19 protein-coding genes and 1 pseudogene are annotated in these 17437 nt (G+C 45.0%); 12 read left to right on the top strand and 8 right to left on the bottom strand.

Annotated features, from left to right (window positions below):
• The first annotated feature begins 184 nt into the window (after window positions 1-184).
• Entirely contained in the window at window positions 185-1099 is a 915-nt protein-coding gene (gene lipA, locus FOF60_RS20735; RefSeq protein WP_192470142.1) for a lipoyl synthase, read from the top strand.
• A 54-nt stretch (window positions 1100-1153) separates the two neighbouring features.
• Here lipA and FOF60_RS20730 read toward each other — a convergent pair whose 3' ends face one another.
• A complete protein-coding gene (locus FOF60_RS20730; RefSeq protein ID WP_192470143.1) occupies window positions 1154-1852 on the bottom strand; it encodes a YhcN/YlaJ family sporulation lipoprotein in 699 nt (232 codons plus the stop codon).
• A 133-nt stretch (window positions 1853-1985) separates the two neighbouring features.
• On the opposite strand from FOF60_RS20730, the gene FOF60_RS20725 reads away from it, so the two are divergent.
• Window positions 1986-2276 carry a YutD family protein gene (locus tag FOF60_RS20725; RefSeq protein ID WP_192470144.1) on the top strand — a complete coding sequence of 97 codons (291 nt, stop codon included), beginning with the start codon at window positions 1986-1988 and terminating at the stop codon, window positions 2274-2276.
• A gap of 49 nt (window positions 2277-2325) precedes the next feature.
• On the opposite strand, the gene FOF60_RS20720 is transcribed toward FOF60_RS20725, so the two are convergent.
• From FOF60_RS20720 to glpX, 3 genes are all read right to left on the bottom strand, one after another.
• Window positions 2326-2613 (bottom strand): cytosolic protein, encoded by a 288-nt coding sequence (locus FOF60_RS20720; protein ID WP_192470145.1) that lies wholly within the window; start codon window positions 2611-2613, stop codon window positions 2326-2328.
• Window positions 2614-2688: 75 nt separating this feature from the next.
• On the bottom strand, window positions 2689-2955 hold the full coding sequence (locus FOF60_RS20715; protein ID WP_192470146.1) for a DUF3055 domain-containing protein: 267 nt from the start codon (window positions 2953-2955) through the stop codon (window positions 2689-2691).
• 28 nt (window positions 2956-2983) lie between these two features.
• The gene (gene glpX / locus FOF60_RS20710) at window positions 2984-3952 is read right to left on the bottom strand and encodes a class II fructose-bisphosphatase (RefSeq protein ID WP_192470147.1); all 969 of its coding nucleotides are present in this window, start codon (window positions 3950-3952) and stop codon (window positions 2984-2986) included.
• A 911-nt stretch (window positions 3953-4863) separates the two neighbouring features.
• Between glpX and FOF60_RS20705 the strand changes: the two genes are divergently transcribed.
• The 3 genes and pseudogenes from FOF60_RS20705 (at window position 4864) to FOF60_RS20695 (ending at window position 7482) form a co-directional block, all read left to right on the top strand.
• Window positions 4864-6099: an EAL domain-containing protein gene (locus tag FOF60_RS20705; protein WP_225649833.1), complete on the top strand. Its 1236-nt coding sequence runs from the start codon at window positions 4864-4866 to the stop codon at window positions 6097-6099.
• A gap of 22 nt (window positions 6100-6121) precedes the next feature.
• Window positions 6122-6559 (top strand): DUF86 domain-containing protein, encoded by a 438-nt coding sequence (locus FOF60_RS20700; protein WP_192470149.1) that lies wholly within the window; start codon window positions 6122-6124, stop codon window positions 6557-6559.
• 160 nt (window positions 6560-6719) lie between these two features.
• Window positions 6720-7482 (top strand): annotated as a pseudogene (locus FOF60_RS20695) (TIGR01457 family HAD-type hydrolase).
• 109 nt (window positions 7483-7591) lie between these two features.
• Here FOF60_RS20695 and FOF60_RS20690 read toward each other — a convergent pair.
• Complete coding sequence (locus FOF60_RS20690) at window positions 7592-8101, bottom strand: phosphatidylglycerophosphatase A family protein (RefSeq protein ID WP_192470151.1); 510 nt, start codon at window positions 8099-8101, stop codon at window positions 7592-7594.
• 203 nt (window positions 8102-8304) lie between these two features.
• Between FOF60_RS20690 and yutH the strand changes: the two genes are divergently transcribed.
• The 5 genes from yutH to thrB all read left to right on the top strand — a co-directional run bounded on the left by yutH (window position 8305) and on the right by thrB (window position 13872).
• Window positions 8305-9312, top strand: a complete 1008-nt coding sequence (yutH, locus tag FOF60_RS20685; RefSeq protein ID WP_192470152.1) for a spore coat putative kinase YutH — start codon at window positions 8305-8307, stop codon at window positions 9310-9312.
• A gap of 83 nt (window positions 9313-9395) precedes the next feature.
• Complete coding sequence (locus FOF60_RS20680; RefSeq protein ID WP_192470186.1) at window positions 9396-10376, top strand: 2-hydroxyacid dehydrogenase; 981 nt, start codon at window positions 9396-9398, stop codon at window positions 10374-10376.
• Window positions 10377-10583: 207 nt separating this feature from the next.
• Window positions 10584-11882 (top strand): homoserine dehydrogenase, encoded by a 1299-nt coding sequence (locus FOF60_RS20675; protein WP_192470153.1) that lies wholly within the window; start codon window positions 10584-10586, stop codon window positions 11880-11882.
• A complete protein-coding gene (gene thrC, locus FOF60_RS20670) occupies window positions 11879-12940 on the top strand; it encodes a threonine synthase (RefSeq protein ID WP_192470154.1) in 1062 nt (353 codons plus the stop codon). Before FOF60_RS20675 ends, thrC begins: the two co-directional genes overlap by 4 nt.
• Window positions 12937-13872, top strand: a complete 936-nt coding sequence (gene thrB, locus FOF60_RS20665; RefSeq protein WP_192470155.1) for a homoserine kinase — start codon at window positions 12937-12939, stop codon at window positions 13870-13872. The genes thrC and thrB overlap by 4 nt, the downstream gene beginning before the upstream one ends.
• Before the next feature lie 81 nt (window positions 13873-13953).
• Here thrB and FOF60_RS20660 read toward each other — a convergent pair whose 3' ends face one another.
• Entirely contained in the window at window positions 13954-14190 is a 237-nt protein-coding gene (locus tag FOF60_RS20660; RefSeq protein WP_041966137.1) for a NifU family protein, read from the bottom strand.
• A 151-nt stretch (window positions 14191-14341) separates the two neighbouring features.
• Between FOF60_RS20660 and FOF60_RS20655 the strand changes: the two genes are divergently transcribed.
• Window positions 14342-14668, top strand: a complete 327-nt coding sequence (locus FOF60_RS20655; protein WP_192470156.1) for a YuzD family protein — start codon at window positions 14342-14344, stop codon at window positions 14666-14668.
• Window positions 14669-14974: 306 nt separating this feature from the next.
• Here the strand turns inward: FOF60_RS20655 and FOF60_RS20650 are convergent, their stop codons facing one another.
• The gene (locus FOF60_RS20650) at window positions 14975-16042 is read right to left on the bottom strand and encodes an NAD(P)/FAD-dependent oxidoreductase (RefSeq protein ID WP_192470157.1); all 1068 of its coding nucleotides are present in this window, start codon (window positions 16040-16042) and stop codon (window positions 14975-14977) included.
• A gap of 247 nt (window positions 16043-16289) precedes the next feature.
• Between FOF60_RS20650 and FOF60_RS20645 the strand changes: the two genes are divergently transcribed.
• Window positions 16290-16529: a YuzB family protein gene (locus FOF60_RS20645; protein WP_192470158.1), complete on the top strand. Its 240-nt coding sequence runs from the start codon at window positions 16290-16292 to the stop codon at window positions 16527-16529.
• A gap of 69 nt (window positions 16530-16598) precedes the next feature.
• On the opposite strand, the gene FOF60_RS20640 is transcribed toward FOF60_RS20645, so the two are convergent.
• Window positions 16599-17294: a DUF2225 domain-containing protein gene (locus tag FOF60_RS20640; protein ID WP_192470159.1), complete on the bottom strand. Its 696-nt coding sequence runs from the start codon at window positions 17292-17294 to the stop codon at window positions 16599-16601.
• Between the last annotated feature and the right edge of the window lie 143 nt (window positions 17295-17437).

Raw genomic sequence — 17437 nt, 5'->3', positions numbered from 1 at the left:
CTGTTAGTTTGCGATGATGGGGATTTTTCATAAATATCAAATAATGGTAATCGCAAGGAACGCAAGGTTATCGTACTTGTCGAGAGTTTTTCATTGTGTTAAAGTGACATCAGAGAAGCTGTATACCGGCCTTGATTTTTACATGGTGTTCTTGATGTAATGCAGCAGGAATGGAGTGAAAATAATGAGCAAAAAAGAGGTACAGAGAAAGCCTGAATGGCTGAAGATAAAGCTAAATACGAACGAAAACTATACTGGCTTAAAAAAGATGATGCGTGAGAAAAATCTACATACTGTATGTGAAGAAGCCAGATGCCCGAACATCCACGAGTGCTGGGCTGTAAGACGGACTGCTACCTTCATGATCCTAGGTGATGTATGTACGCGTGCATGCCGTTTTTGTGCTGTAAAAACAGGACTTCCAACCGAGCTTGACTGGCAGGAGCCAGAAAGAGTAGCGGATTCCGTAGAACTTATGAACCTGAAGCACGCGGTCGTGACTGCCGTCGCCCGTGATGACTTGAAGGACGGGGGAGCAGCAGTTTTTGCTGAGACTGTCAGAGCGATCCGCAAGAAAAATCCGTTCACCTCAATTGAAGTATTGCCTTCCGATATGGGTGGAGTTGAGGAGAACCTGAAAACACTTATGGATGCACGTCCAGATATCCTGAATCATAACATCGAAACGGTAAAGCGCCTGACGCCAAGAATCCGTGCCCGCGCAACATACGAGCGTTCTCTGGAGTTTTTGCGCCGTGCAAAGGAAATGCAGCCGGATATCCCTACGAAATCCAGCATCATGGTTGGACTGGGTGAAACGAAGGAAGAATTGATTGAAGCAATGGATGATTTGCGTGCCAACAATGTGGACATCCTTACGCTTGGTCAATACCTGCAGCCATCCAAGAAGCATCTTGAGGTCCAAAAATACTATCATCCTGATGAGTTTGCCGAGCTTAGGGAAATCGCGCTCAAAAAAGGCTTCAGCCATTGTGAAGCTGGTCCTCTTGTCCGTTCATCTTACCATGCCGACGAACAGGTCAACTCTGCGGCAAAGCACAGACAGCAGCTTGCAGAGCAGGAAGCCCAACAGGCGTAATTTACCGGAATCAATCGTAAAAAAGAGTTCAGCATCCATGCTGAACTCTTTTCATTATTTTCCTTGTTGCATCTGTCTTGAAAGATCGTCTTTGTCCGTCTCTTCGTTCAATTCACCCTTGGCTTCGCCATTCGCATTTTCACCAGTGCTCATGTCACGGCCTTGAGGGGATTTAAGCATTTGTTTAACCACTCCATCAACTAACTCATCGACATCACGGCTATCGGTATCAAGTGAAGCAAAGTTCTCGACTTCATTGCGCAGACTGGTATCATCGGATACATACACATGGAACCAGCGCGGTACGACTGACATTGCCATACGCTTCACCTGGTCGGCTGTCTCGTTGCGATTTTGAGAATCTGTTGCGTACACAATCAGAACTTCTTCATCTGTCACGAGTGTAGACACATCATCCACATTCTGGGCCATCAAGCTGAATTTGCTGATCATGTCCGCAATTTGTTCACGGTCGATCGCCTGGTAGGCATTTTGCCCATTATCGGCACCCATCACTCCTGTTTTTTGATGGCGTACATACCCGAAGTCCTCGCTTTTGTCTTTCATACCTTTTCGTCCACCCTCATTGTATAAGTCTGGACGCTGATCGTTTACATTCAGTGTGTTACCGCTCTGCTGGTAAATTCCAGCTCCGCCATCACGGCCGCCTGGTGAGGCGTTATCGTCACCACCTGCACAACCCGTCATAGCCACTGTTCCGCAAATACCAAGAGCCATTAATGCTTTTTTCAATTAAAACACCCCCTAATCATTAGAATGGCTCTGAAATTATTTTTTTTGCTTAGTAATTGATGGGGAATAAGTTATAATTAAGAAAAGCTAAGGATAAAGACAGATTGCTACGGAAAAAGAGGTGGACCTACCGATGATTTGCATCAATAATCTATGCTATGAAATAGTGGATGAAAGCAGGGACGGCTTTAATGAGGAAGCCTTCCGCGGCAGATACAGCGAGATATTGACGAAATACGACTATATTGTTGGGGACTGGGGATACGGACAGCTCCGGTTAAGAGGCTTTTTTGATGATCAAAACCAGAAGTCAACTTTCGATACAAAAATCAGTACCGTCAGCGAGTACTTATATGAGTATTGCAATTTTGGCTGTGCTTATTTCGTCGTCAAGAAGGTCGCGAAACAAGCCCAGGATAAATAAAGAAAGAATGAAGAAATGCTCCAATCAACATGATTGGAGCATTTCTTTCTTATAGATCGCTGTACGGCGCCTGTTCACTCTCATTCGGGTCATCATGGGTTGGATGGGCGCCCGCTTCTTTCCTTGGTGTTCCCTGATGGAGAGACTTGAACTCATAGTTAAAGTTACTGTAGGACCGCTGCCCTTCACGCCACGGCGTGCTTTTGCCTTCTACAGGTTCATCTTTCCGGAAAGGAGATCCATAAGGACCCTCTGGATAGTCTTCAGCGGTTACATAGTTGCGCTGCTTTTCTACATTCGAAAAATCCGAGTACTTTTCACTGTCTTCCTTGCTCATGAACTCACCTTCTTTTGCTTGTTGTCTTTAGTATTTCTTCCTAAAGACAAATCAAACAAACAGTTCGTTCCAAATTTAAAGGATCGGCCGCAGGAAAGAGCGGAGTTCCTCTGCGTCTTCTTCAGAAAGATTATAGGCAAATTCGAGATAACCTTCTTCATCGAGATCATCCTGGCCGAGGATGGCAAATCGGCTTCCCTGGATATCCATCACGATGCTTTTGCCATAATATCGCCCAGTCTGCATAATGGCAAGATCGAAGCGCTGGTTATCGCCTACAAAGCTTACATAACGCGTTTTTGTTTCTTCAGTATCATCATATAAAAAAAATTGTTCAGTCATCGTGATCCTCCTAGGTATGTAATTCCTGCTAAACCATCACTAAGTGTGGCTTGTGCTCCAAATGATGGTGTGCTGTGATATAACGGACTGTCTTGGTTTTTGAACGCATGACAATGGAGTGGGTTTCAACAAGATCTCCGCCAAGGAAGCGAACTCCGTCGAGCAGCTCACCGCTAGAAACACCTGTCGCAGCAAAAATCGCATCGTCTCCGGAAACAAGGTCATCGAGCATCAGCAATTGTCTTGGATCCTTCAATCCCATAGCAATGCAGCGCTCTTCTTCCTCTATCGTCTGCGGTACGAGCCTTGCCTGCATATCGCCGCCAAGAGCTTTGATGGCAGCAGCTGAAATGACTCCCTCTGGCGCACCGCCAGTTCCTACGAAAAGGTCGACACCTGTATGCGGCAGGGCAGTCGCAATCGCTGCACCTACATCGCCATCGCCGAAAAGCTTCACTCTGGCGCCTTTCTGCCTGACACGCTCAATAAGCTCATCATGGCGGTCACGTTCCTGAATGATGACAGTTAAATCCTGGATTCGTTTATTGTTGGCCTCTGCTACGATTTCGATCGTCTTCTCTATTGGGTCATCAAGGCTGATTTTGCCAGCTGCACTTTTGCCGACCGCGATTTTTTGCATGTACATGTCTGGTGCATGAAGGAGGGTGCCTTTATCCGCGACCGCAATGACGGCCATTGCATTATTATGACCCTTGGCGACAATATTCGTCCCTTCCAGCGGGTCCACCGCAATGTCGACTTTTGGGCCCATCTTTGTGCCGAGCCTTTCTCCTATATAAAGCATTGGAGCCTCATCCAATTCTCCTTCACCAATGACGACAATCCCATCCATATTGACTGAATCGAACATTCTGCGCATTGCCGTTGTGGCTGCATCATCCGCTTCATTTTTCTTGCCGCGGCCCATCCACTGGGCAGACGCAAGCGAAGCAGCCTCCGTAACCCTTACAATTTCAAGTGCCAATTCGCGTTCCAAATGTTTCTCCTCCATTTTCGACAGCATTCTCACTCAACAACAATCTTACCAGAAAAATAATGATTTCTGAATTTTTCAGGGTATTTTTTGTCATTTTGCATGGCAAGTTCAAGTTCTGACAGCTATGGCTGGTTATGAGGAAAAGCTGTCAAAAGAAAGCCCAACTTAAGACAGGTTTGGCGCGAGAAGAGGAAAAGCTGTCAAAAGAAAGCCCAACTTAAGACAGGTTTGGCGTGAAAAGAAGAAAAGCTGTCAAAAGAAAGTCCAATTTAAGACAGGTTTGGCGTGAGAAGAAGAAAAGCTGTCAGAAGAAAGTTAAACTTAAGACAGGTTTGGCGTAGTAAGAGGAAAAGCTGTCAAAAGAAAGCCCAACTTAAGACAGGTTTGGCCTGAGAAGAGAAAAAGCTGTCAAAGAAATCCCAACTTCGAGCTTACAATCGGCGAGTTGGTTACGACTGACAGGTTTGGCGTGAGAAGAAGAAAAGCTGTCAAGAAAAAGCGGTAATCGTGACAGGTTTGGCCGGTAAGGAGGAAAAGCTGTCAAGAAAAAGCCGAATTCGTGACAGGTTTGACAGGAAAAGAAGAAAAGCTGTCAAGAAAGAGCCGGATTCGTGACAGGTTTGAAGGGAAAGCGAGAAAAGCTGTCAAAATCAAACTCGCATTCCGTTAGTCGCTAACACAATAGCCCAAGTCCATCCAAATTCATTTCACTTCACCACCAAACCTTATCCACATTCTCACAGTAATAAAGAAGTAAAAATATTTCGAAATAACTCTCTAGGAAAAAAGGTCTATTTTAGCTAAATATGGTACAATTAAGAAAAAGTTCTAGCGATCTTCTGAGAGGATTGAAACCTATGGCCCGCCGTGTTACTAGCATATTAGACAACCTGCTTGGTTGGGGGAAAATAATGTTGCCTCATTCATCAATTTGTTATTACCCTCCGCAGTTCATTTTGAGGGATCCTGTCGTATCAGGGGTGAAGAAGGCTTTTAATAATGGTTTTGAAGTTGCTGTTATCGCATACACGATCAAGAATCATCATGACCTTGCTTCGCAGCTTGGTGAGGAGAACTGGAAGTTTCATAAGTCTCTGAAACGGCATTTCAAAGCGGTGATCGAAAAGGAAATCGATAAAGAGGACATGATTGTCCTGCATGATTACTTTAGCGACAGCCTGAGCCTGTTCATGCGGATTGACCATAACAGGTACTGTATTTCTGAAATCGATGCGAAAATGAAGAAAATCCTCAGGGAGGCGGAAAGCAGGATTTTCCTTGAGTATCCTACTGTCCAGCCTGTTTTTGATACCGGGTTTATTTTTATCGATAAATCGGTCGGTTCCGTGCACGGTGCTGTCTTAAAGGCACACCAGCAAGCTTTTGCCATGGCTGAAAAAAGAATCCAAACTGAATTCAATGAAATGGTCTTTGAAATGAAAAGAATTATCGCGCAGCAAAATATCAAGCTTTTAGCGCAGCCGATCATAGACGTCGCTACAAAGGAAATCCGTGCCTGGGAGATGCTGACCAGAGGGCCAGAGGGAACCGAGCTTGAGAGTCCATTGCAGCTTTTTTCCGTTGCCCGGCAGACAAATATGCTCTATGACCTGGAAATGATTGTGTTGAAAAAAACGCTTGAGCAAATTACATCGACTGGCTGCCGTGATGATATTTTCATTAATTTCACCCCGATTACCCTCGGGAATTCCAGATTCATTCGAGACCTGAAAAAGCTGATGCAATCTTATGACAGCATCCAGCCAAATCAGATTACTTTGGAAATCACCGAGAGGGACTCGATTGAGGGAATCGAGAATTTTATCTATAATATAAAGGTGTTAAGAGGAATGGGAATCAAAATTGCGGTTGATGATACTGGAGCAGGATATGCCAGCTTAAATACGATCAGTGAAATCATGCCGGACGTCATCAAAATCGACCGTTCCGTCATCGAGAATATTGATAAAAACTCTGTTAAGGAGTCGATGCTGAAAGGGTTGCTGCTTGTTGCCAGGGAAGCAGGATCCACGGTCATTGCGGAAGGAATCGAAAATGAACATGAAGCATCGGTCCTGTCACGGAACAAGGTTGAACTGGCGCAGGGATATTTTTACGCCCGTCCTGGATTACTGAAAACCGTCTAGCATCTTTATGAGGTGATATTGAATGTACTTTGTCGACAGGGATCAAATCGAAGAAACATTGCAGTATTTAAACAGGCAAATTGACTTTTTCGAAAGCAACGGGCCATGGGAAACGCCAATGGAAAAATCAGCCCTTGAGCGTGCAGCACATACGATGATTGAAGCTGTCCTCGATGTGGGAAACGCGATGATCGACGGCTTCATCATGCGCGACCCGGGAAGCTATGAAGACATCATTGATATTCTCGATGATGAAAAGGTGGTTACCCCGGAAATGAGCGTGGGATTGAAAAAAATCGTCCTGTTCCGGAAGATGCTGGTGCAGCAGTACACAGCTGTGGACCATGCCAGCCTGATTGAAACTTTCAAGTCCGAGCTCCCTCATCTGAAGCTTTTTTCAGAAAAAGTGAGAGAGTACCTGACGAATGAACTAGGGCCGGTTTCCGCTTTTAAAAAGTAAATATGACAGAAGAGACCGTTATTTTGCGCGGTCTCTTTTCTTTTATACAACAAATTTCCAGCCAGTGAGCTTTGTCCTTTGCACTTGCTGTCTAGCTTTAATAAAATGGGAGTATTCGTTTTTAAACGAGATGGGAACGATATAATTAGGAGTGATAATCATGAAAAAATATAAAGGATATTTGATTGACTTAGATGGAACAATGTATCGAGGTTCAGAGCGCATCGAAGCGGCTTCTGATTTTATAAAAAGGCTGATTGAAGCGGAAATTCCGTATTTGTTTGTAACGAATAATTCATCACGCACACCGGCACAGGTGGCGGAAAAGCTCCGCGGCTTTGATATCCCAACGACTGAGGAGCAGGTTTTCACGACAAGCCAGGCAACGGCCAACTATATATATGAGCAAAAACAAGACGCGACCGTATATGTGATTGGCGAAGAGGGAATCCAGACGGCAATCCAGGAAAAGGGCCTGAAATTTGCCGGAGAAGACGCTGATTGTTGTATCCGGCATCGATCGCGGAATTACATATGAAAAGCTGGCTGTCGGCTGTCTCGCGGTCAGGAACGGTGCAACCTTCATTTCGACAAATGGGGATATTGCCATCCCGACTGAACGAGGCTTGCTTCCGGGGAACGGTTCGCTGACTTCAGTAATCGCTGTTTCCACACAAACTGATCCGATTTTTATCGGAAAGCCGGAATCGGTGATCATGGAACAGGCTTTAAAGGTACTTGGCACAAAAAAAGAGGAGACCCTTATGGTTGGTGATTATTATGATACCGACATCCTTGCAGGCATGAGGGCAGGGATGGACACACTCCTCGTCCACACAGGGGTAACGACAAGGGAATTGCTGAAAGGTTATAATGAAATGCCAACTTACACAGTGGATTCGCTGGACGATTGGGAAGTATAAGAATAGCCACAGCAACAAAAGGGACTTGAGCCGCGAAGGCATCAGGTCCCTTTGTTTTAATTCCGCTCAAGCGCCTGTCGGATTTGACCAGGGCACTTGCGCTTTTCTCTTAATCCTCTACATTTGCTGCTCTGTGGGCTAGACGGCTTGAAGCTGCTGCCGCAACTGCCCCTACGATATCATCGAGGAAAGTATGGCATTTGCCGGATGCTTCCTTGTCATTAAGCTTTTCCAGAATGCCTGGTTTCGCTTTATCAATGAATCCATAATTCGTGAAGCCGATCGATCCATATATATTCACGATTGAAAAAGCGAGGATTTCATCTACGCCGTACAAACTTTCGTCTGTTTCAATAATTGATTGCAGCGGTTCGCCAAGCTTCTTTTGCTCTGCGAGGATATCCAGCTGGATTCCTGTCAAAATCGCATTTTGGACCTCACGTTTGGATAAAACTCGTTCTACGTTTTCGATACAGTCATCCATCTGCAGGTTCGGGTGGTACTTTTCCTGCAGGAAATAGACGAGATTGGCGATATCCTCTATTTCAACCCCACGTTCATGGAGCCACTTTCGGGCAGTTTCCTCTGTCATATGGATGGCGCGTTTCTTTTCTAACATCTGCATCACCTTTCTATTTTTGATTGCAGCATACTCTTTATCCTATTTAACCTAAAATATTCCGCTTAATCCGTTTTAGTGAAAGAATTCATTCCTTTAAATCATTTCCCTAATGGAGCCGCTTATTCATTGTAATGTTCAATCAAGTTTTACAATCCAATACATATATTTGTAAAAGAGTGGCTTGGAAATGAGGTGCTAAAATGTTTCAAAAGATGTTAAAAGAAGTATATGGGATTTCGGCAGATTCAGAAGTATCTCTTGGAAGATATCATGGATATAAGCATAATGAAGGGCTTTATCTGATTATGGACGCTAATGGTGTAAAAGAGCAAGAAATAAGCGAGCTGGCGAGGATTGCGGATCACATGCAGAAGTCTGGGGACCGTAATGTGTCGATGCTTCTTGCAGATAAGGAAGGGAAGCAAATTTGTGATTGGGAGGGTCGGAAATACTGCGTGTTATCAAACAGGGCCGTCCCGATGCCAGGGAAATTGAAAACAGGGAGGAAACTGGCTAAATTTCATGCAAGAGGGCGGCAAATCCCCTTCAAGGTGGAAAGCATGAGCCGAGTGGGACAATGGAAGCAGCTGTGGGAAAAGCGGCTCGATCAGATGGAGAAGGTGTGGAGCGGAAAGCTTTACACTGAACCGGAGAACGATTTTGAAAAAATGTTTATGGAATCTTTTCCGTATTACATGGGGCTGTCTGAAAATGCCATTCAATATCTTGCCGATACAGAGATTGATGATAAGCCAACAAGGATTGACCATGGCACTGTCTGCCATGAGCGCTTTACTAACACGGTCTGGAGAGGAGACTATTTTGTCAAAAATCCTTTTGAGTGGGTATTTGACCATGCAAGCCGGGACCTCGCTGAATGGGTCAGGGACCGTTATTTTGCCAATATCCAGACGAGTCAGCCGGAGATCAAGACCTTCCTGGCTGAGTATCAATCACTGACGATGCTATCGCCTTTTTCGTGGCGGCTGCTTTACGCCAGATTGCTATTCCCGCTCCATTACTATGAGACAGTCGAAAATTATTATATTACCCAATCGGAACAGACGAAACGACAGCTCGAGGACCGGTTGCGAAAGTATTTGAATCAAAGCAGTGATCATGAGCGTTTTTTGAGCCATTTTTACCATATTAGTGACGCACCTGTAAAAGCGGCAAAACTTCCAGGAGTCGATTGGCTCATAAGGTAAACGGGCTTTTCCGCCTTAAGAAAGTGTGATTTTATGGTAGAATGAAGTTATTCTACAATATTAAACGCTTACAAAAGGAGTAGATTATGAAGCCGTATGTTTATATCACCAGGAAATTGCCTGAAGATACGATTGCTGAACTCACTGAGCTTTTTGAGGTGAAAATGTGGGAACAAGAAGATACCCCTGCCCCAAGAGAAGTTATTTTAAAAGAAGCCCAAAAAGCCAGTGCTTTAATTACAATGCTTTCTGACAAAGTCGACATGGAAGTGTTGTCTGCAGGTAATAATCTAAAAGTGGTCGCCAACCTGGCAGTTGGTTTTGACAACATTGACCTTGAAGCAGCGACAAAGCGTGGGATCATCGTGACGAACACGCCGGATGTGCTGACAGAGACAACAGCAGACCTTACTTTTGCTTTGTTGATGGCTTCAGCCAGACGGATTGTTGAAGCGGCTGAATATATAAAGGATGGCAAATGGGGTGGCTGGAGTCCGTACCTGCTTGCCGGGCATGATGTTTTTGGAAAGACAATCGGGATTGTTGGCATGGGTAAAATTGGTGAAGCAGTCGCACGCAGGGCTAAAGGCTTTGGCATGGAAATCCTTTACCATAACCGCTCCCGCAAACACGAAGCTGAAAAAGAATTTGGCGCTGTCTACAGTTCTTTCGACGATCTTGCAGCAAAATCTGATTTTGTGGTTTCTCTCGCTCCATTGACGCCGGAAACGAGAAATCTTTTTACAGCCGATGTCTTTGCAAAAATGAAGCAAAACGCGATTTTCATTAATGCAGGCCGAGGTCCGGTTGTGGACGAGCAGGCATTATATGATGCACTTAAGAATGGTGAGATAGCAGGTGCTGGTCTCGATGTCTTTGAAAAAGAGCCTATTACCTCTGAACATCCATTACTCGAACTGCCAAACGTGACTGCGATCCCGCACATAGGCAGCGCAAGCACTGAAACGAGGACAGCGATGATCAAGCTGTGCTGCACAAATGTGAAAGCCGTACTGACAGGAGACAGTCCGAAGACAATCGTCAATAAAGAAGTGATCCAATAATCTAAAAATCCTTCCCTTATGAACGGGAAGGATTTTTTTAATTGAAATATTTAAAATTTTTTTACACTTACAGCACCATAGGATTAAGCGTTTACACAGGAAAAGCATCCTAAAAATTCCTTGTAAAAGCTGTTTTTGCTCTTTATAATGTCTACTATACAAATACAAGTGTACATTTAGAATAGACATTAGAGAGGGGAAGAGAAAATGCAGGCAATCTCGGTTGGACTTCTGGGTTTAGGAACAGTGGGGTCAGGTGTGGTCAGGATTATTGAAAACCACCAGGATAAATTAATGCACCAGGTTGGGTGCCCGATTAAAGTGAAGAAAATCCTTGTTCAGGATGTTGAAAAAGAAAGGTCGGTTAAAGTGGACCCTTCCCTCCTGACGGTGAATCCAGCAGATATTATGGAAGACCCGGAGATTGAGGTAGTCATCGAGGTGATGGGAGGCATTGATGATACTCGGGAACATTTGCTTCAGGCATTAAGGAGCAAAAAGAATATTGTGACGGCAAACAAGGATTTGATGGCTGTCCATGGTTCCGAGCTTTTAACAGTTGCCAATGAAAATGGCTGCGATCTCTTTTTTGAAGCGAGCGTCGCCGGAGGAATTCCGATTTTGCGAAGTCTGGTGGATGGTCTTGCATCTGACAGAATCACAAAGATGATGGGGATTGTGAATGGCACAACAAACTACATTTTAACGAAGATGAGCCAGGAGGGGCTGGCATATGATAGCGTGCTGAAGGAAGCGCAGCAGCTTGGGTACGCGGAGGCAAACCCTGCATCTGACGTAGAAGGACTGGATGCGGCGCGGAAAATGGCGATCATGGCCACATTAGGGTTTTCGATGAAGATTGATCTTGATGATGTTAAATTCAAAGGAATAACTTCTGTAACCGAGGAAGACCTGCAATATGGGAAACAGCTGGGCTATACGATGAAACTGCTCGGCATCGCCGTTCGTGAAGGCGAAAAAGTCGAGGTTTGCGTAGAGCCGGCACTGCTGCCTTCATCGCATCCGCTTGCATCTGTCAATAATGAGTACAATGCGGTATATGTCTATGGTGAAGCAGTCGGGGAGACCATGTTTTACGGTCCTGGAGCTGGAAGCTTGCCAACTGCCACAGCAGTGGTCTCGGACCTTGTTGGCGTCGTCAAAAACATGCGCCTTGGAGTAAATGGCAATTCTTTTGTCACTCCACAGTATGAGAAGCAGCTGAAGGATGATGGAGAAGTGAATTCAAAGTACTTCCTGCGTCTCCATGTCCATGACGAAGTGGGTGTATTCTCGGAAATCACCTCTCTTTTCGCGAACCATGGCGTCAGCTTCGAAAAAATTCTCCAGATGCCTTTGAAGGAAAAGGAGCTTGCGGAGATTGTGGTCGTTACACATCAAGCTTCTCTGAGGGATTACCAGAATATTTTAATGGAACTGCGCGACCTTAGGGTAGTGAAGGACGTTAAAAGCTCATACAGGGTCGAAGGAAGTGTCAGCGCATGAGATGGCGAGGTCTTTTGAGTGAATATCGTGAATACTTGCCGGTTAATGCTGAAACACCATTGCTCACCCTCCATGAAGGCAATACGCCGCTGATCAGGCTTGACCAGCTGTCAGAGGAGTGGGGGATCGATCTATATGTAAAAGTAGAAGGAGTAAATCCTACCGGCTCATTCAAAGATAGAGGGATGGTCATGGCAGTCGCCAAGGCTAAGGAGGCAGGCAGTGATACAGTCATCTGCGCCTCCACAGGCAATACCTCTGCCTCCGCAGCAGCTTATGCGGCAAGGGCAGGATTGAGGTCCATCATTGTCATCCCTGATGGGAAAATCGCGATGGGCAAACTCGCCCAGGCCGTGATGTATGGCGCAAGCATTGTGTCGATTGAAGGAAACTTTGATGAAGCATTGAAAATGGTCAGGGCAATCAGTGAAACAGAACCTGTGACCCTCGTAAATTCAGTCAACCCTTACCGACTTGAAGGGCAAAAAACAGCTGCCTTTGAAATTTGTGACCAGCTGGGCGGCGCACCTGATATCCTCGCCATTCCAGTAGGAAATGCCGGAAATATCAGTGCCTATTGGAAAGGCTTCAAAGAATACGATGCCAGTAAGCGCACTGGTTTGCCGCGGATGTTCGGTTTTGAGGCGGAAGGGGCAGCCGCAATTGTCAAGGGCCAGCCGATTGAACAGCCGGAGACGATTGCAACGGCAATCCGCATTGGCAACCCGGCAAGCTGGGATCTCGCCCTTTCAGCCCGTAACGAATCTGAAGGTAAAATCGATTTTGTCTCGGATGACGAAATTTTAGAAGCATACAGCAAGCTGGCGGCTTCGGAAGGGATTTTCGCTGAGCCAGGATCCTGTGCATCGCTTGCGGGTATCCATAAACTTTTACAACGGGGAGAAATACCTCGAGGCTCCAGAATCGTTGCCGTGCTGACAGGAAACGGTTTGAAGGATCCTTCAACAGCGATTGACATCAGCTCGATTTCACCAGTGCTGCTTCCAAATGACGAAAGCATCGTCAGTGACTATATCAGAGGAGTGGTCCGGCAATGAAGGGAGTCGAGGAGCCATTAGCAGCCAGGGTAGGCAGAGGAAGAGCCTTATGTGTAAAAGTTCCGGCCAGCTCAGCGAACCTGGGCCCTGGTTTTGACTCCCTCGGCGTCGCTTTGAATCTCTATATGGAAGTGCAGGCTGAAATAAGCGAAAAATGGAATGTTGTTCCCTTATCGAATTCCTTAGCAGGTTTTCCTGGTGATGGAAAAAATTTCATTTGCCAGATTGCAATCAAAACGGCTGAGATGTACAAGCAAGAAATGCCTTCTCTCCATATCTCTGTGAAAAGTGAGATTCCGCTTGCAAGGGGACTTGGTTCCAGCGCAGCAGCCATCGTCGGGGGTGTCGAACTGGCCAATGAATTTTGCGGTTTACAATTGACCCGTTATGAAAAATTGACGGTCGCTTCCAGGTTTGAAGGCCACCCAGACAATGCCGGAGCGAGTCTGTTCGGAGGCGTCGTGGTAGGCAGTCAAATTGGGGATGAGGTCGATTTAACCGTTCTTGACCAGATCCAGTTTGACCCGGTACTGGTCGTTCCTAAGCAGGAGCTGCTGACAGAAGCTTCACGTGATGTCCTCCCGGCTGTGATGGACTTTCAGCGAAGTGTCCAGGCGAGTGCTGTTGCTAACCAGCTGCTGGCTGCCCTGATGACACAGAATTGGGCTCTCGCAGGCAGGATGATGGGAGCAGATTTATTCCATCAACCATACAGGAAAGCACTTGTGCCATTTTATGAAGAAGTTCATGAAAAGGCAATTCAATCAGGAGCATTTGGAGCAGCACTGAGTGGGGCGGGGCCATCACTTCTCTGCCTGGCTCAACCCGGAAAAGGGGAAGAAGTGGCAGAAAAATTGAAACGGCAGCTAACGGGGATGGAGATTTTCAGCCTGCAGATTGATCAAGAAGGCTGCAGGTCATTATTTAGGTGAAATGTACTACCATATTTTCAAAAAACCCTTAAAAAAAGCGGTTTTGCCATTCACAGGCAAAACCGCTTTATTATTGGTTAATTAGAATACCTGTTCAACCTCAACAACGCCAGGTACTTCTTCTAATAGTGCGCGTTCAATTCCAGCTTTAAGCGTGATTGTGGAGCTCGGGCAGCTTCCGCATGCACCCAGCAGGCGAAGTTTAACAATGCCATCCTCAATATCAACTAATTCGCAGTCTCCACCATCGCGAAGAAGGAATGGGCGCAATTTATCTAATACTTCCTGTACTTGCTCAAACATTTGCTGTTCAGTCATGCAAATCGACTCCTTTCATAATACTTATTATAATCTTATCGGCCGGAAAAATCTATCCAATAAACTGAAAAACCAGTGAACACAGTTTTTTCCTTATGCATCTATTTCATCGTATAGTAAAATAAAAGAAAATAACAGGGGGTAATTGATAATGGAACGTAAAGAGGTAGAAATCGTCGTTTACGGTGCAGAAGTGTTATGCCCGAGCTGTGTAAACCTGCCATCCTCAAAAGAAACATATGAATGGCTTGAAGCGGCGATCGGCCGCAAATACGCAGACCAGCCATTTAAAATTGTTTATGTTGATATCTACAACCCTCCAGCAGAGGAAGATAAAAAGGAATTCGCCGAAAAAGTAATCGAAGAAGACATGTTTTACCCTGTCGTCCTGCTCGAAGGCAAGATCGTCGGCGAAGGAAACCCGAAATTGAAAACAATTTACGCAGAATTAGAGAAATATGGCTACGTTCCAGCTTAAAACTGTTAAAAGCATTCCGAATTGGGGTGCTTTTTCTCTTTTTGAGAAGAATGGTTTTGAAATCCCGATTTATTTAAAAAGCGAAAAACTTTTTATAGTGAATTTAAAGATTATATAGCGACTTTTTTGTTTTTATAGCGACTTTTGAGATTATATAGCGAAAATTTTATTTTTATAGCGACTTTAAAAATTATATAGCGAAAATTTCACTTTTATAGCGAATTGGAAATTTTACTCGATTTTTACCAATTTCAAGTTTTCGTATGAATTAAAAAAACCGGGCATCCTCGCCCGGTTCACAATTGATCAACCATTATGATATTTATACATCCACAAAATACCTGACTTTAGCAAACGTGCGACGCGGCCAGTTATCGGGCGTTCGGCGACAAGGCCGAAGCCGTGCTTTTTGCCGAGTGAACCGATGACGCCTTTCAGCTTGATCGGCGGGAATGATTCAGGCGGTTCTTCACCCTTCCAGCGTTTTTGCAGTACCTGGACGATTTGTTCTGCCTGGCCTTCTGCAAGCTGGGCGCTTGGTGCGTGAGGCAGGCTCGCGCAGTCACCGACTATATAAACATTTTCATAGCCTGGCAGATTATGCTGCGGTGTTACCAGTGCACGGCCCATGCCGTCTTTTTCAACGTCCATCTCGCGTACAAGTCTATTAGCCTGAATTCCGGCCGTCCAGACGATGGCGTCACATACAATCGGTTCATCGTGATTATAGAGTACATTTTTCTGTACTTCCGTAATATTCGCGTTGTTGATGATCTCAACATTATGATTATCGAACCAATTTTCGACATATGTGCTCAGGCGTTCAGAAAAGGCAGACAAGATATGGTTGCCGCGGTCAAAAAGCTTAATTTTCAGGTCTTTGCGGCTTTCCGCCAATTCGCTTGCAAGCTCAACACCACTTAAACCAGCGCCGACGATTGAAACGGTGGAACCTGCTGGCAAATTATTCAGTGCCTGATAGGTTGCGCGGGACTTTTCAATTGATTGGATACTGTATGTGAACTGGTCAGCTCCTGGAACATTATGATATTTATCTTCACAGCCAAGTCCGATAATAAGATCATTAAATTGAACGGACTCATCTCCGTGCAGCTCAACCTTTTGATCCTCGAGATTGATGGCAGTGACCTCCGCATATTTTACCTGAAGGCGGGGGTGCTCAGGAAAGGCCACCCGGATATGCTGGTCTGAAATCGTACCTGCAGCCAGGGCATAGTATTCTGTTTTTAAACAGTGGTATGGAACACGGTCAATCAGCGTGATCGATACATCTTCCGGCAGATCATTCGGCAGCAATTTATTAAGGACACGCATGCCGCCATAGCCGCCGCCAAGGATAACGAGATTTTTCATGTGAATTTCCCCTTTTTAACTCTTCGAAAGACAGTTAATGAAGTTTCTCCAGCTCGTTCTGCAAAATCCGTAAACGGATACATTTTTCGAAATTATTCTGCAATATTTATATGCTCAATAAATCACCATAAAAAGTATAACGAAATTGTGACAAAATAACAACAATTTTATGGAGGCTGCGAGCCGGGAAAATTGACGATTTTCCTGAAAAAGGTTACGATTAAAAATTAGTAGAGAGGTGAAACAAATGATTAAGCCAATCATTGAATTTTGTATCAGCAATCTAGCGAGCGGTTCGCAAAAAGCCAGGGCGGAGCTGGAAAAGGATTACGATCTGGACGTCATTGAATACGGCTGTCTTGGTTACTGCGGAAAATGCGCCCAGTCCATGTTTGCGCTTGTAAACGGGGATCCGGTAGTGGGAGATACTCCCGAAGAACTAGTAGAAAATATTTATAAATATTTGGACGAGAATCCGATGTTTTAATATAGAAATAGGCTGGCGTGGTGGGTTCGGACCCATCGCCAGCCTTTTTTCATGTGAGCAAGGCAGAACCTAGCTGCCTGAAACGACTTTATCTTCACGCATTTCCTGCCAGCGATCCTTTGCCAGCTGGATGATCTGCGGTTCAACTGACTGCCTCTGCTTTTCGATTACTTTTGAGAAAAAGCGGACCGCGTCCTGGGTCTGGCCAAGCCTTCTAGAGAGTTCACCAATCAGGTACATAAGTCGCAGCTCTGATACCTGGGTTCCTTTATAGTCTCCTGTACTGTACGACTCAGTATATTCCTTCAGGGCGAGTTTTGAAAAACGCAATTCCTGATCGAGGTTTTCAGTTGAGCGATACAGCCAGGCAATTCGAATGTAAAGACCGGCTGTGACGATATGTTTCTCCTTTTTTAGCATCGAGCTGTATGCTGCAAGCTTAAAAGTATTCAATGCATCCTGGATTGTCCGCTCTGCACCATAGTCGTGCGGCACCCACTGATTGCAGATTTTATCCTGAATGACTTGTTTAGCGCCTGGCGGAAAATATCCGCTGAAGTCATCGGTAAAAGAATAGCCACAGTCAGGACAGACATTGATATAGTAAAAGTTGGGGTTTTCATAACCATCCGCATACAGAGGGGCAAAGTCAGTATCAAAGTTGAGGACTTTAACAAAACGCGAGCGAACTTTCTTGGTTGTAAAGGAATTTTCGCACATTGCGCATGTGTACTTTTTATCATAGAGCGGTTCTATTTGAGTCATTTTTGTCACCTGCCCATTTCCCTATATATTATGGGTATATTATACCAGTAAAATTGGATTTCCGGTGGAAAAATATGAAGATGATTCTTTTTCAGCTTGATTGGTTGAGGATTGGAAAAATGCTGTATATACTATAAGAAAAG

It is taken from the genome of Mesobacillus jeotgali (assembly GCF_014856545.2).
Taxonomy (GTDB): domain Bacteria; phylum Bacillota; class Bacilli; order Bacillales; family Cytobacillaceae; genus Mesobacillus.
Note: the sequence above shows the minus strand (reverse complement) of the source record. Positions and strands in the feature narration are given on the sequence as shown.

Coding starts and splice junctions, on each gene's coding strand:
- lipA (WP_192470142.1), top strand. CDS start 185: ATGAGCAAAAAAGAGGTACAGAGAAAGCCTGAATGGCTGAAGATAAAG.
- FOF60_RS20725 (WP_192470144.1), top strand. CDS start 1,986: ATGATTTGCATCAATAATCTATGCTATGAAATAGTGGATGAAAGCAGG.
- FOF60_RS20720 (WP_192470145.1), bottom strand. CDS start 2,613: ATGAGCAAGGAAGACAGTGAAAAGTACTCGGATTTTTCGAATGTAGAA.
- FOF60_RS20715 (WP_192470146.1), bottom strand. CDS start 2,955: ATGACTGAACAATTTTTTTTATATGATGATACTGAAGAAACAAAAACG.
- FOF60_RS20705 (WP_225649833.1), top strand. CDS start 4,864: ATGTTGCCTCATTCATCAATTTGTTATTACCCTCCGCAGTTCATTTTG.
- FOF60_RS20700 (WP_192470149.1), top strand. CDS start 6,122: ATGTACTTTGTCGACAGGGATCAAATCGAAGAAACATTGCAGTATTTA.
- FOF60_RS20690 (WP_192470151.1), bottom strand. CDS start 8,101: ATGTTAGAAAAGAAACGCGCCATCCATATGACAGAGGAAACTGCCCGA.
- yutH (WP_192470152.1), top strand. CDS start 8,305: ATGTTTCAAAAGATGTTAAAAGAAGTATATGGGATTTCGGCAGATTCA.
- FOF60_RS20675 (WP_192470153.1), top strand. CDS start 10,584: ATGCAGGCAATCTCGGTTGGACTTCTGGGTTTAGGAACAGTGGGGTCA.
- thrC (WP_192470154.1), top strand. CDS start 11,879: ATGAGATGGCGAGGTCTTTTGAGTGAATATCGTGAATACTTGCCGGTT.
- thrB (WP_192470155.1), top strand. CDS start 12,937: ATGAAGGGAGTCGAGGAGCCATTAGCAGCCAGGGTAGGCAGAGGAAGA.
- FOF60_RS20660 (WP_041966137.1), bottom strand. CDS start 14,190: ATGACTGAACAGCAAATGTTTGAGCAAGTACAGGAAGTATTAGATAAA.
- FOF60_RS20655 (WP_192470156.1), top strand. CDS start 14,342: ATGGAACGTAAAGAGGTAGAAATCGTCGTTTACGGTGCAGAAGTGTTA.
- FOF60_RS20650 (WP_192470157.1), bottom strand. CDS start 16,042: ATGAAAAATCTCGTTATCCTTGGCGGCGGCTATGGCGGCATGCGTGTC.
- FOF60_RS20645 (WP_192470158.1), top strand. CDS start 16,290: ATGATTAAGCCAATCATTGAATTTTGTATCAGCAATCTAGCGAGCGGT.
- FOF60_RS20640 (WP_192470159.1), bottom strand. CDS start 17,294: ATGACTCAAATAGAACCGCTCTATGATAAAAAGTACACATGCGCAATG.